Consider the following 13,180-nt stretch of genomic DNA (forward strand, 5'->3'; position numbering starts at 1 on the left):
GGTTCTATGGAACCATTAACCGACCTCCAGATCACGGAATGACTAGCTAGCGTCCGTGATGTGCAGCCCCGTTGGGGGACCAAGAGCGGGTGGCCATGGCCACCCGTTCGCCTATTGGAATTTCTATGCTACAATCGATTGCAAGTCAAGAATCTTGGAGCGAATCCAGCATGTTATCTTTGCGTGAAGCGATAGAAGCCGGGCGTTTACAAGAGTTTATCGCGCAAGAGGAAGCCCGAGGCGCTGGCCCGATCAGCGGGGCGGAATTTGATCTAACCGCCTCTGCCGTTATCAGAACGCCGCAACCAATCGATCAAACATCAGGTTCACCTCGCCGCGATGGTTCGCGCGAAAAGTGAATTCGTCCAGATACTTGCGCATGTGCCTTTGGCTGATTGAAACGTGAGTGCCACGGATCGAGTGCTTGAAGTGACGCCAAAAGCTTTCAACGTGGTTGGTGTGGTGCATGGTGTCGGTTTCGGCGTCGTAGATCGTCCATTGCTTGGCCCCATGCTTGACCGCAACGTGGGTGTAGCCCTCGCCTTTCAGTAAGCTGTAGCTATAAAGTTCATCTGTCGAAACAGTCGCACCGGCATCAACGGTCTTAAGTGTTTCAGCTCGAAGGGTTTTCAGCTTCACGTCAGGGACAATCTCAGTCACCAGACGCCCGCCACGCTGCTTGAAGCCCATGACAATTGTTTTGCCAGCCGCACCGCGACCACGCTTGCCGGGGCGCTTACCGCCAATGTATGCTTCGTCAATCTCGACATGACCCTGCAGCATCGCCTTAAGGTCATGCTTGTCCATTTGCTCGCGGATTTTGTGTCCGATCCGCCATGCGGTCTTATAGGTCACCCCAAGCTGGCGTTGCAGTTCTTTGCCGGAAACGCCGTGGCGTGTCGTGACAAACAGGTAGATCGCGTAAAACCAAACTTGGAGCGGCGTGCGTGTGTCCTGAAAGATCGTGCCAGCCGTGGGGTAGACATGATCACCGCAGGCAGCGCAGGCAAACGCACGGCGGTCGCTCATGCGGTGGAACGTGCTTTCGACGCCGCAGGCCCGGCAGACGTGACGCGCTCCGAAACGGACGTTGAAGATATGCTCAAGGCAAGCTTCATCATCGGGGAACCGCTTGAAAAAATCGCGGACGCTAAAGTCTGGAGATGATGATTTGTTCTTTTCCATGCCCTCAATTTATCGAATGCGTTTACTTGTGTCAAGGGGATAAGCCCCAAGCATATTGGGTGCCGGGACGCGGAACTCGCGGTTAACCTTGTCCAGCAGGCACGGGGCCCTCTTGTCCGAGATCGTTGCCCGGTGAGGTTTACCGCGGATGATGCCTTGGATGTCCATGTCTCGCATCAGACGTGCTACCGTGCAACGCGCGACATCGATGCCTTCCCGGACAAGCTGCCGCCAGACCTTGCGGACGCCGTAGGCCTTGTAGCTCTCCTCCCAGACGCGTTCGATCTAGGGCCGCAGGGCGGCATCACGACGGGCACGGACCGACAACCGAGCCGGATCAGCCCGCTTCGCCAGATGATCATAGTAGGTGGAAGGAGCAATCGGCAGTACCGCGCAGGTCGGCTCGACCCCGTGCGCATCCCTGTGCGCCTCAACGAAGTCCACCATCACTTCGACCGGCGGTCGAGCTCCGCCATCGCAAAATATGCGCTGGCCTTACGAAGGGTCTCGTTGGCCTGGCGCAACTCGAGGTTCTCGCGCTCCAAGGCCTTCATCTTCTCGGCCGTCTCGCTGGAAACGCCTGCGCGCTTGCCGCTGTCGACCTCGGCCTTTTGACCCAGTCATTCAGCGTGACCGCCTGCCAGCGAGACCCGTGCTGACCCTCGTTCTCGAGGACCATCCGCACGGCGCGTTCGCGCACTTCAGGCGAAAGTTTGTTCGTAGTCTTGCTTATGATGCTCCACCTTACTCTGGAGTTGGAGCCTCCGCCAAATCTGGAGCGGTTCATATCCACCAGATGCCGTACCATAGACTATTAAGCCCCGGCAGAACGAGCAACCAGATGCCCTCCTGCATTCAATGCAGCAACAACAGGAACAAGTGGTAAGGGCATGCAGGTTTCCCTGAAGCGTTTTGGCTCTTGGGGCAGCGATCGTCACAACCCAAGGCGCATTGCGTATTGGCTTCAGTCAACCACCTAACCCCACCCCCGTCTGGGCCCTCCCCGCGAGGCTATCCAGCCGGGGTTTCCTCCCCCTTTTTCCCGACCCGTCCCTGAACAGACCTCCACCACCGGGATTCCTCCCTCTCTCACAGTAAGTCTGTGCATTACTCGTACCTATTCCTCGACTGTCTCCCTCTATTCAGAACGACCCCCCAAGAGCCCAACCAGAGGCCCACTCTGTGGCCCCTACTGCACCCCTCCCACAGGACATATCCCACCGTAGAAAGGCCCCCAGGAATGCCCCAGTTAGGCTCTCTGGCAGGGTAAGGCGAAGAAAGGGATCATCAGGCTGGAATTCCTACCACCCCAGCCACTTATCCTTCTTAAAGCTGATCGAACCGGCCCTATTTCAAAGAGGGTCGAGGTGTCCATGTCGATCAGGGCAAGAGAGGCTGAACCTCCCTCTTGATGCCGGCTTATTCGCGGATCTCGTCGGTGCCGACACCCCACAGGTTCTCTTTCGGCGCCCAGCCGCGATAGCCGCCGGCAGAGATTCGGCACCAGTCCTGTGTGCAGGTCCCCAGCCGGGCCACAACGCCCATCTCGAAATGGGCCGCGACCTGCGAGGCCGGGTCAGGGCGGGCGTATAGCGGCATCATGTCCTTTTCCACCAGAACCGTGCGCACGCCCGACAGCAATGCGTAGTGGACCCAGCCGCCGGCGCCATCGCGGTCCTGGACCTTACGCCAATGGCCGTGCTCGGCGGTGATCTGCAACGGCATGTCGCGCCGCTTGAACACCCAGTCGATGCGATGCGTCAGCGAGGGGCCGCGCCGCACATTGCCCTCGTTCGCCTTCATCGAGACAAAGCGGGGAATCGGCAGATTGGTCACCGCTCCGCGCACGGCCTCCTGGGCCTGTGGCGCGACGGGCGCCAGGGTCACCAAAGCCGAGAGGATCGCCGCCGCGAGGGGGCGCATGAAACTGTTGAAACTTGTCACTGTCTGCCTGCCGGAATGTCTGCCTGCTCTATCGGAAAAAGCCTGCGTCATTTGCGCATGGGGTTCTTGTGCCCCGCTCTCTCCTGCGCCACGATGCCATGGCGCGCATCGAATTGCAAAGCCGTGGGAGAGCTCAAGTGCCAAGAGAACGTCTGAGTGTTGTCGTTACGCGACGGTTGCCCGAGGTGGTGGAAACCCGCTTGAGCGAACTGTTCAATGTCCGCCTGCGGGATGACGACACGCCAATGTCGCGCGACGAGCTGGCCGCGGCGCTGCGCGAAGCCGATGTGCTGGTGCCGACGCTGAACGACCGCATCGACGCGGGCCTGCTGGCGCAGGCGGGCGAGCGGATGCGGCTGATCGCCAATTACGGGGCGGGGGTCGATCACATTGATGTGGCCACGGCGCGCCAGCGCGGCATTCTGGTGTCGAACACGCCCGGCGTGCTGACCGACGACACCGCCGACATGACCATGGCGCTGATTCTCGCTGTCACCCGCCGCATCCCCGAGGGGCTGGCGGTGATGCAAAAGAACGAATGGACCGGCTGGGCGCCCACCGCGCTCTTGGGCGGGCGTGTCGGCGGCCGTCGCCTGGGCATCCTGGGCATGGGGCGGATCGGTCAGGCGGTCGCCCGGCGCGCCAGCGCCTTTGGCATGCAGATCCATTATCACAACCGCCGCCGCTTGCGCCCCGAGGTCGAGGATGCGCTGGAAGCGACCTGGTGGGACAGTCTGGATCAGATGATCGCGCGGATGGACGTGATCTCGGTCAACTGTCCGTCGACGCCCTCGACCTTTCATCTGATGAACGCGCGACGGCTGAAGCTGATGAAGCCCACCGGCGTCATCGTCAACACCTCGCGTGGTGAGGTGATCGACGAAAACGCGCTGACCCGAATGATTCGTACAGGCGAAATCGCGGGGGCGGGGCTCGACGTCTACGAACATGGCACCCAGGTGAACCCGCGCCTGCGCGAATTGCCCAATGTCGTGCTGCTGCCGCATATGGGCTCGGCCACGCTGGAAGGCCGGATCGAGATGGGCGAGAAGGTGATCATCAACATCAAAACCTTCGCCGATGGTCACCGGCCCCCGGATCAGGTGGTGCCTGCGATGCTGTAATGGGCGAAGTTTGAAAGTTCTTCTTTTGGCCGCAGATCGGGACTATTTCCTGATATGTGGTCAAATATTGGGACGTTGTTGCGACATATTGTGAGAAATCGCAATCTTGTTCCTATGTCAATTGCGGGATTGCGCACATTGATATGTGCGGCGGCTATGCTGTTCGGAAGGCTTCCCCAGAGGTACCCTTGGTCCGGGAAACTCTCGGAACCCCGGCTTTATCGTGGAGGAACACATGCGCATTCGCTGGCAGGAAAGTCTTTGTCTTTTGTGGGTCGGAGCCGCGACCCCGCTATTTGCACAACAGGCTGCGGACGCGGTGGCGCCCGAAGGCGCTGCAACAGGGCAGGTCAGGCCGTTCTCTGCCGTGGTCGAGGCCGGGCAGGCCGCCAAGGAGGCGGGGCAGCCGGTCGAGGCGGAAAACTGGATGGTCGCCGCCGCCAACCCGCTTGCGGTCATGGCCGGGGGCAATGTGCTGCGCCAGGGCGGTACCGCCGCCGATGCGATGGTTGCTGTGCAGACCGTGCTGGGCCTGGTCGAGCCGCAAAGCTCCGGGCTCGGCGGCGGCGCCTTCCTGGTCTGGTACGATGGCAACACCGGGCAGATGACCACGCTCGACGCCCGCGAAACCGCCCCGCGCGAGGCGACGCCCCGGCTGTTTCAGGATGCCGATGGCCAGCCGCTCAAATTCTTTGACGCCGTGGTCGGCGGTCTTTCGGTCGGCACGCCGGGCACGCCCGCCCTGCTGGAAGAGGCGCATCGCCGCTGGGGTCAGGCCAATTGGGGGTCGCTGTTCGGCGATGCGATCTGGCTCGCCGAGAACGGGTTTACCGTTTCGCCCCGGCTGGCAGGTCTGGTCGAAGGGGATGCCGAGAAGCTTGGCCGCTTCCCGGAAACGGCGGCCTATTTCCTGCCCGGTGGCGCCGCCATCAAGGCGGGGGATACGCTGAAGAACCCCGCCTATGCCGCCACCCTGCGGGCGCTGGCCGCCGAAGGATCGGCTGCCTTCTACGGCGGCCCCATCGCCGCCGATATCGTGCGCACCGTCCGCAACGCCGAGGGCAATCCCGGCGTGCTCTCGGGCGCCGATCTGGCGCTTTATCAGGTGATCGAGCGTGAGCCGGTCTGTGCCAGCTACCGCGCCTTTGAGGTCTGCGGCATGGGGCCACCCTCGTCGGGCGCGCTGACGCTGGGCCAGATTCTCGGACTTCTGGAACCCTATGACCTGGCGGCGCTGGGTGCGGAAAACCCCGAAAGCTGGCGGTTGATCGGCGACGCCTCGCGCCTCGCCTTTGCCGACCGGGGCCGCTATATGGCGGACAGCGATTTCGTGCCGATGCCGACCAAGGGGCTGGTCGACCCCGACTATCTGAAAACGCGCAGCGAATTGCTCGCCGGGCCAAATGCGCTGGAAAGCGTCGCACCGGGCAACCCCGAGTTCGACCACGCTTCGAACTGGGCAGATGATATCTCGCTTGAGCTGCCCTCGACCTCGCATATCTCGATCGTGGACCGCTATGGCAACGTGCTGTCGATGACTACCACCATCGAGAACGGCTTTGGCTCGCGGCTGATGACGAACGGTTTCCTGCTCAACAACGAGCTGACCGATTTCTCGTTCAAGACCCATGACAATGGCGTGCCCATCGCCAACCGGCTGGAGCCGGGAAAACGCCCGCGTTCCTCGATGGCGCCCACCATCGTCATGCAGGACGGCAAGCCCGTGCTGGCCATCGGCTCGCCCGGCGGCAGCCGCATCATCGGCTATGTCGCCCAGTCGATCATCGCCTGGGCCGATTGGAGCATGAACGTACAACAGGCGCTGAACGCGCCCCATCTGGTCAACCGCTTTGGCACCTATGACTTGGAAGAGGGCACCGATGCGGCCGGGATGGAAGAGGCGCTGACAGGTCTCGGCTACAAGGTCTCGGTGCGGGCGCTGACCTCGGGCCTGCATGCCATCGAGATCGGTGACACGCTCAAGGGTGCTGCCGATACCCGCCGCGAAGGTATCGCATTGGGTGAATGAGCAGGTCGGGGTTTGTGGGTATTGACCCACAAGCCCGTCGCTCTCTACTTAACACATGAACCTCGGCGGCACAGGCCCGCCGGGGTCGAACCGGGGGGAAGACATGGCTCAGATCACCGCATTGCCGCGCAACGAAACCGGCATCGAAACAGTGATCGGCATCCTCAGGCAGCGCTTTGGCGACCGGCTGCAGACCGGCCAGGCGATCCGCGAGCAGCATGGCCATACCACCACCTGGATCCAGAACCAGCCACCCGACGCGGTGGTCTTTCCCACCTCGACCGCCGAAGTGTCCGAGATCGTGAAAACCTGCGCCGAACACAAGGTGGCGGTCATTCCCTTCGGCACCGGCACCTCGCTCGAGGGGCACGTGAACGCGCCCGCCGGTGGCATCTCGGTCGACCTGATGCAGATGAACAATATCCTCGCTGTGCATGCCGGCGATCTGGATTGCGTGGTTCAACCCGGCGTCACCCGCGAACAGCTCAACACCCATCTGCGCGATCAGGGCCTGTTCTTCCCCATCGACCCCGGTGCCAATGCCTCGCTGGGTGGCATGGCCTCGACCCGCGCCAGCGGTACCAATGCGGTGCGCTATGGCACGATGAAGGACAATGTTCTGGCGCTAGAAGTGGTGATGCCCGATGGCGAGGTGATCCGCACCGCGCAACGGGCCAAGAAGACCTCGGCCGGTTATGACCTGACCCGCCTGATGATCGGCGCCGAGGGTACGCTGGGCATCATCACCGAAATCACCCTGAAACTGCAGGGCATCCCCGAGGCGATCTCGGCAGCGCGCTGCTCCTTCCCGACGGTCGATGCCGCCTGTCAGGCGGTGATGACCACGATCCAGTTCGGCATCCCGGTGGCGCGGATGGAACTGCTGGACGTGATCGCGGTGCAGGCGGTCAACGCCTATTCCAAGCTCGACCTGCCGGAAACGCCGCTCTTGCTGCTGGAGTTCCACGGGTCCGAGGCGGGTGTCGCCGAACAGGCCGAACTCTTCGGCAGCATCGCCGAAGAAAACGAAGGCAGCGGTTTCGCCTGGACCACCTCGACCGAGGAGCGCAACCGGCTCTGGAAGGCGCGGCACGAATTCTACTGGGCTTCGCTGCAACTGCGCCCGGGCTGCTCGGCGCTGGCCACGGATGTCTGTGTTCCGATCTCGCGGCTGGCGGAATGCGTCAATGCCGCCACCGCCAAGGCCGAGGAGCTGGGCCTGTTCGCACCGCTGGTAGGCCATGTGGGCGACGGCAATTTCCACATCTCACCGCTCATCGACAAGGACGATCCGGCCGAGGTCGCCACGACCGAGGCGTTCACCGCCTGGCTGGCCGAACTTGCCATTTCCATGGATGGCACCTGCACCGGGGAACACGGGATCGGTCAGGGCAAGCGCGCCTACCTGAGCCGCGAACTGGGCCAGACCCCGCGCTACATGGCGGCGATCAAGGCCGCGCTCGATCCACTTGGCATCATGAACCCGGGAAAGATCCTCTGACGGGCGCGGGGACGCCGACAGAGATTTTTCGTCGAAAAATCTCGCCTCTGGCGAGCGTACCCTGAAAAACCTGAAGGGCGGGACCCGCGAAACCGTGCGCCATACCGAGCGAGGTCGGTTTTGCACGCTTTTGCGTCGGATGGACTTGGCTTGTGCGAAGGGGCTTCGGCATAAACCATCCCAAAGAGACTCAACCCGGAGAGCGGTCCCATGAAAACCCAAGTCAAAGCACTGGTCGTCGGCGGCGGTGCCGTTGGCACCTCGATCGCCTACCATCTGGCCAAGGCGGGCTGGAACGATGTCATGCTGATCGAGCGGGACGAGCTGACCTCCGGCTCGACCTGGCACGCGGCGGGTCTGCTGCCGCTGTTCAACATGTCCTATGCAACCACCCATATCCACCAGTACTCGGTCGATTTCTACAAGACCCTGGAAGAGGAAACCGGCCTGAATGCCGGTTTCGCCGTGGTCGGCAACCTGCGCATGGCGCAAACGCAGGATCGTATGGACGAGTATATGCTCTATGCCTCGACCGCCGAGACCTGCGGCGTGAAATACGAATGGCTGACCCCGGACCAGATCAAGGAACGCTGGCCGCTGATCGAGACCTCGGACCTCAAGGGCGCGATCTATCACACCGAGGACGGCTATATTAACCCCGCCGACGTGACCCAGGCGATGGCCAAGGGTGCACGCCAACGCGGCGTGGATATCGTGCGCAAGATGCAGGCCGATGCCTTCCACTGGAACGGCACCCACTGGGAAGTCACCTGCACCAAGATGGTGGAAAAGGGCGGCAACCTGGTGCCCTCCGACGAACAGGTTGTGATCACCGCCGAGCATGTGGTCACCGCATCGGGCAACCATGCGCAGCGCACCGCCAAGCTGCTGGGCATCAAGATGCCCGCGATCCCGGTCGAGCACACGTTCATCGTCATGGATCAGGACCCCGAGCTGGTCAAATGGCGCGAGGCGGGCAACCCGGAACACCCCGTCGTGCGCGATGCCGACAACGAATCCTATGCCCGCGAGGAACGCGGCGGCTGGATCCTGGGCATCTACGAGCACGGCGCGCCCGCGCGGTTCGAATACGGCGTGCCTGACAGTTTCCGCGCCGACCTGTTCCCGCTCGATCTGGACCGGATCGCCGATCAGTACATGGCGATGGCCGAGCGCGTGCCCTCTTGCGCCGAAAGCGGCCTCAAGGACGATTTCAACGGCCCGATCTGCTACACCCCCGATGGCAACCCGCTGGTCGGCCCGGCGCCGGGCCTGCGCAACATGTGGCTGGCCGAAGGCTTCTCCTTTGGCATCACCGCCGCGGGCGGCACCGGCTATTACCTGGCCCAGATGATGGTCGACGGCGAGGCTGAGATCGACATGGCCTCGCTCGACCCCAAGCGCTACAGTTCGAACTGGATGACCACCGAGTTCGCGGCGCGCAAGAACGAGGAATGCTATAGCCACGTCTATATCCTGCACCACCCGGATGAAGAGCGCGAGGCCTGCCGCCCGCTGCGCACCGCGCCCGCCTATGACCGGCAGAAGGCGCTTGGCGCGCAGTTCGGTTTCGTCAACGGCTGGGAACGCCCCAACTATTACGGCCCGCTCGATGCGCCCGAGAATTTCGACCATGACGCGCGCAGCTTCCGCCGTGGCGGCTGGTGGCAATATGCGGTGGAAGAGGCCAAGGCGATCCGCAACGGCGTAGGCCTGATCGACGCCACCGCCTTTACCAAGCACGTTGTCAAGGGCCCCGGCGCCACCCAGTTCCTGGATTGGTTCACCTGCAACAAGCTGCCGAAAGTGGGCCGGATCAACCTGACCTATGCGCTGACCAGCGCCGGCACCACCCGCACCGAATACACCATCGTGCGCAATGGCGAGAACAACTACTATATCGTCTCCGCCGGGGCCTGGACGGAGTATGACGCCGACTTCCTGCGCAAGGCGGCCGAGGACAAGATGGAGGAGTTCGGCTATATCGAGATCCAGGATGTCACCACCCAGTGGGGCGTCTTTGCCATCGCTGGGCCCAAATCGCGCGACGTGCTGAAAGAGGTGATCAAGGACGCCGATCCCGAAACCGCGCTGTCCAACAAGCGTTTCCCGTGGCTGTCGGCACGTCAGATCGAATTGGGCATGTGCCCCGTGAACGCGATCCGTGTGGCCTATACGGGTGAGCTGGGCTGGGAATTGCATCACCCGATCGAGATGCAGCGCTACCTGTGGGACCTGCTGCTGGCTGCCGGTGAAAAACACGGGATGAAGCTGGTTGGCGCCCGCGCCCAGAACTGGCTGCGGCAGGAGAAGAGCTATCGCGCGTTTGGCACCGAACTGGGCCGTGACGCGACCCCGCTCGAGGCCGATCTACCGCGTTTCGTGGACCTTGGCAAAGACTTCCACGGCAAGGCCGAGATGGAGGCCAAGGGCATCCGCTCGAAATGCTGCACCCTGCTGATCGACGGCCCGTCGGACGCCGATCCCTGGGGCCGTGAGGCGCTCTATACCCCCGAAGGCGCGCGCGTCGGGCGCCTGACATCGGGCGGCTATTCGGTGGCCTTCGAAAAGTCGATCGGCATGGGCTATGTGAAGCCCGAACTGGCGGTCGAAGGCACGAAGCTGAAGGTCAAGATGCTCGATCAGCTTTGGGATGCGGTCGTGACCTGCGACAGCCCCTATGACCCCAAGAACGAGACCATCCGCAAGGACGGCTGACGTCGGCCTTGAGAATGAGAGACGGCCCCGGAGCCCCGGGGCCGTTCTTGTTTCAGCCGCCCGGTTTGAAATCGGCGCTGCTGATCACGCCATCGCCGTTCTTGTCGAGCATGTCGAAGAAGGCGGCGGATTTTGCGGTGAATTCCTCGGCCGAGACCAGACCATCGCCATCTGCATCGTTGAAGGCGCGGTCCATCGCCTGATCGACCAGTGCCATCGGCCCCTTGCGGCCGCCGGCATTGGCCTCGATATCGGCGCGCCGGGTCTCGTCGAACAGGTCGTATTCGGCGGTATCCAGCGCGCCATCCTCGTTCTGATCAAACATCACGAAGATCTCGCCGCGTTTCTCGACGATCTCGGCGGCGCTGATCAGCGCGTCGCCGTCCATGTCCCAGTTTTCGATGAAATGCGCCCCGGGCGCGCCCTGGGCCAGGGCGGCGGTGCCAAGGGCACAGGCGGAAGCAAGGAGGAGAAGGCGCATCAGAGTTACTCCTGTTTGACGGCACTCACAGGTCAAACGGGCGATGCGCCCCGATCCGTCGGGCCATTTCGCCGCAGGGGGCGCTCCCGCCCGTCGGATGCGCATCAAAGATGCACCCCCTCCCGTTGGGCCGGGCGCCGCGCGGGGCGCGGCGCGGGCGCTCAGAGAGGTGCCGCCCCGCGCAGGGCCAACTGCTGCAGGATCGAGGCAAGGGCCATTGCGGCCAGCAGAATCGCGGTTTTCATCAGCGCGCTCCCAATCATGTGTTCCGGTATCACCTGAAACGGCCGGGAGGCGCTGTTCCGTCGGGTTATCCTTCGGCGGTCTCGTTCAGCTCCATGTGACCGCCACCGCGCGACAGCACCCGGCGCAGGATCGGTTCGAAGAACTCCAGCGGTTTGGTCGGGTAGTCCGGGTCAAAGGCGCATTGGTCGTACTCATGGCAGAAGTACCGCGCGTCCTCCCAATAGGGGCTGTCGCGATACTTGTCGCGCGCGTTGCGGTCGCCGCCCCAATAGTGGTTGTAGTAATAGCCCTGGAACACGCAATGATGTTGCAGGATCCAGTGACATTTCTCGCTGACATAGGGTTTCATCATCGCCGCGGCCAGTTCGCCATGATTGTAGGGCGACAGGATATCGCCCACGTCATGCACCAGCGCGGCCACCACGATCTCATCCTCGGCGCCATCGGCATGGGCGCGGGTCGCGGCCTGCAGGCAATGCTGAAAGCGGTTGATCGGATAGGGGGTCCAGGCCTCGTCCAGCGAGCGGATCGCGTCCAGTATCCGCTCGGGCAGGGCGGCGTTATAGGCCTCTTCATATTCCATCACCGCGTCCCAATCGGCCTGGGTGGCCTCTTCGAAACTGGTCCAGGTGGGTTTTTGTGATTTGTCCAGCATGCGCGCTTTCCTTGTTGCTTGTTCCAATGCTAGCGCGGCCTCACCGAACAGAAAAACGAATTGATTTGCTCAATCTGATGTAGAAACATGATCAGATGCAAATTTCCGCGCTCGAAACCTTTCTGGCTATCGCTTCTAGCGGCAGTTTTCATGCCGCCGCGCGGCACCTGAACGTGACGCAGACGACGGTCAGCGCCCGGATCAAGGCGCTGGAATCGGCCCTGGGGGCGCAGCTGTTCGAGCGGGGGCGGGGCGGTACCCGGCTGAGTGCGGCGGGGTTGCGGCTGATGCCTCATGCCGAACAGATGCTGCGCAGCTGGGATTTCGTCTCGGCCGAGATCGCCAGCGATCCCGGTGCGCGCGGTGCCTTGCGGCTGGGGGCGCAGCTGTCGCTGTGGGATGCGCTGCTGGCCGATACCGCCATCTGGCTGGAGCGTGAGCGCGGCGTGCTGCCCTTTACCCTGAACTATGACCATATGCTGGATATGGGCGATGCGGTGGCGGGTCGGCTTCTCGATCTGGCGCTGGTTCACGAACGGCCCAGCCAGCCCGGGGTCGAGGTGGTCGACCTCGCAGACGAGCGGTTGACGCTGGTGGCGGATCGCCCGCTGCGCCTGGGTCCGGACGAGATGCCGCTTTTTATCAATCTGGCCTTCTGCGCCGAATACGACCGTCAGTGGCAGCAGGTGATGCCGCCGGGCAGCCGTCAGCATATCGTTCTGGGCAATACGGCCATGGGCCTGCGCTATCTGATGCGGCGGGGCGGGGTGGGTTATTTCCCGGACGCTATGATCGCCGGCCCGCTGGCGCGGGGCCGGCTGCATGCGGTTGCGGGTGCGCCGACGATGCGGCTGGCCTGCCGCGCGATCTATTTGCGCGACAATCCGGGCTGGGCACAGATCGAGGCGGCCCTCGAAGGCGTGCGGGCGCTGCGGGACTCAGCCCGGGCCTAGCCGGTCAGATCGTCAAAGCATTCCAATGCCTTGGCCGCATACATCATCGACGGCCCGCCGCCCATCTGGATCGACATGGCCAGAACGTCGGACAATTCCGCCCGGCTGGCGCCCGCCTTGACCAGCGCCTCGACATGCAGCGAGATACAGGGCTCGCAGCGCGAGGCGATCGAGATTCCCAGTGCCACGAATTCCTTGGTCTTGAAATCCAGCGTACCGCCTTCCTTGACCGTCTTGCCCAGCGCGCCAAAGGCGCGGGCGGTGTCGGGAATGGCCCCATGCAGATTGCGCAGCCCCGCGCGGGTGGCTGCCAGCTTGTCGTTCCAGCTCATTTGAATGCCCCT

At 62.8% G+C, this 13,180-nt stretch carries 10 protein-coding genes, 1 pseudogene and 1 other annotated feature; of the genes and pseudogenes, 5 read left to right on the plus strand and 6 right to left on the minus strand.

Going from position 1 to position 13,180, the window contains the following annotated elements:
• Positions 1-291: 291 nt before the first annotated feature.
• The 3 genes and pseudogenes from SPO_RS03185 to SPO_RS03195 form a co-directional block, all read right to left on the minus strand.
• A complete protein-coding gene (locus tag SPO_RS03185; protein WP_011046381.1) occupies positions 292-1,185 on the minus strand; it encodes an IS1595-like element ISSpo3 family transposase in 894 nt (297 codons plus the stop codon).
• A gap of 48 nt (positions 1,186-1,233) precedes the next feature.
• Positions 1,234-1,918, minus strand: a pseudogene (locus SPO_RS23255) (IS3 family transposase); the annotation flags it as partial.
• Positions 1,558-1,674 (minus strand) — a sequence feature (AL1L pseudoknot). Its footprint overlaps the pseudogene before it by 117 nt.
• Positions 1,919-2,604: 686 nt before the next feature.
• Positions 2,605-3,108 carry an SH3 domain-containing protein gene (locus SPO_RS03195; protein ID WP_044027883.1) on the minus strand — a complete coding sequence of 168 codons (504 nt, stop codon included), beginning with the start codon at positions 3,106-3,108 and terminating at the stop codon, positions 2,605-2,607.
• A 158-nt stretch (positions 3,109-3,266) separates the two neighbouring features.
• On the opposite strand from SPO_RS03195, the gene SPO_RS03200 reads away from it, so the two are divergent.
• The 4 genes from SPO_RS03200 to SPO_RS03215 all read left to right on the plus strand — a co-directional run bounded on the left by SPO_RS03200 (position 3,267) and on the right by SPO_RS03215 (position 10,501).
• Entirely contained in the window at positions 3,267-4,253 is a 987-nt protein-coding gene (locus SPO_RS03200; RefSeq protein ID WP_011046383.1) for a 2-hydroxyacid dehydrogenase, read from the plus strand.
• A gap of 235 nt (positions 4,254-4,488) precedes the next feature.
• Positions 4,489-6,282, plus strand: coding sequence for a gamma-glutamyltransferase (ggt, locus tag SPO_RS03205; RefSeq protein ID WP_011046384.1), 1,794 nt, complete (start codon positions 4,489-4,491; stop codon positions 6,280-6,282).
• Between the two features lie 103 nt (positions 6,283-6,385).
• Complete coding sequence (locus SPO_RS03210; RefSeq protein WP_011046385.1) at positions 6,386-7,783, plus strand: FAD-binding oxidoreductase; 1,398 nt, start codon at positions 6,386-6,388, stop codon at positions 7,781-7,783.
• Positions 7,784-7,993: 210 nt separating this feature from the next.
• Entirely contained in the window at positions 7,994-10,501 is a 2,508-nt protein-coding gene (locus tag SPO_RS03215) for a GcvT family protein (RefSeq protein ID WP_011046386.1), read from the plus strand.
• Between the two features lie 52 nt (positions 10,502-10,553).
• On the opposite strand, the gene SPO_RS03220 is transcribed toward SPO_RS03215, so the two are convergent.
• A complete protein-coding gene (locus SPO_RS03220; protein WP_044027885.1) occupies positions 10,554-10,982 on the minus strand; it encodes a calcium-binding protein in 429 nt (142 codons plus the stop codon).
• Between the two features lie 310 nt (positions 10,983-11,292).
• A complete protein-coding gene (locus SPO_RS03225) occupies positions 11,293-11,883 on the minus strand; it encodes an HD domain-containing protein (protein WP_044027887.1) in 591 nt (196 codons plus the stop codon).
• A gap of 95 nt (positions 11,884-11,978) precedes the next feature.
• Between SPO_RS03225 and SPO_RS03230 the strand changes: the two genes are divergently transcribed.
• Positions 11,979-12,836, plus strand: coding sequence for a LysR family transcriptional regulator (locus SPO_RS03230; protein WP_011046390.1), 858 nt, complete (start codon positions 11,979-11,981; stop codon positions 12,834-12,836).
• Here SPO_RS03230 and SPO_RS03235 read toward each other — a convergent pair.
• A complete protein-coding gene (locus tag SPO_RS03235; RefSeq protein ID WP_011046391.1) occupies positions 12,833-13,168 on the minus strand; it encodes a carboxymuconolactone decarboxylase family protein in 336 nt (111 codons plus the stop codon). The genes SPO_RS03230 and SPO_RS03235 overlap by 4 nt on opposite strands.
• Positions 13,169-13,180 lie beyond the last annotated feature (12 nt).

The organism is Ruegeria pomeroyi DSS-3, from assembly GCF_000011965.2.
Classification (GTDB): domain Bacteria; phylum Pseudomonadota; class Alphaproteobacteria; order Rhodobacterales; family Rhodobacteraceae; genus Ruegeria_B; species Ruegeria_B pomeroyi.

Bases quoted from the DNA above. Each gene is read 5' to 3' on its own strand.
- SPO_RS03185 (WP_011046381.1), bottom strand. From the start codon at position 1,185: ATGGAAAAGAACAAATCATCATCTCCAGACTTTAGCGTCCGCGATTTT.
- SPO_RS03195 (WP_044027883.1), bottom strand. From the start codon at position 3,108: ATGCGCCCCCTCGCGGCGGCGATCCTCTCGGCTTTGGTGACCCTGGCG.
- ggt (WP_011046384.1), top strand. From the start codon at position 4,489: ATGCGCATTCGCTGGCAGGAAAGTCTTTGTCTTTTGTGGGTCGGAGCC.
- SPO_RS03210 (WP_011046385.1), top strand. From the start codon at position 6,386: ATGGCTCAGATCACCGCATTGCCGCGCAACGAAACCGGCATCGAAACA.
- SPO_RS03215 (WP_011046386.1), top strand. From the start codon at position 7,994: ATGAAAACCCAAGTCAAAGCACTGGTCGTCGGCGGCGGTGCCGTTGGC.
- SPO_RS03220 (WP_044027885.1), bottom strand. From the start codon at position 10,982: ATGCGCCTTCTCCTCCTTGCTTCCGCCTGTGCCCTTGGCACCGCCGCC.
- SPO_RS03225 (WP_044027887.1), bottom strand. From the start codon at position 11,883: ATGCTGGACAAATCACAAAAACCCACCTGGACCAGTTTCGAAGAGGCC.
- SPO_RS03230 (WP_011046390.1), top strand. From the start codon at position 11,979: ATGCAAATTTCCGCGCTCGAAACCTTTCTGGCTATCGCTTCTAGCGGC.
- SPO_RS03235 (WP_011046391.1), bottom strand. From the start codon at position 13,168: ATGAGCTGGAACGACAAGCTGGCAGCCACCCGCGCGGGGCTGCGCAAT.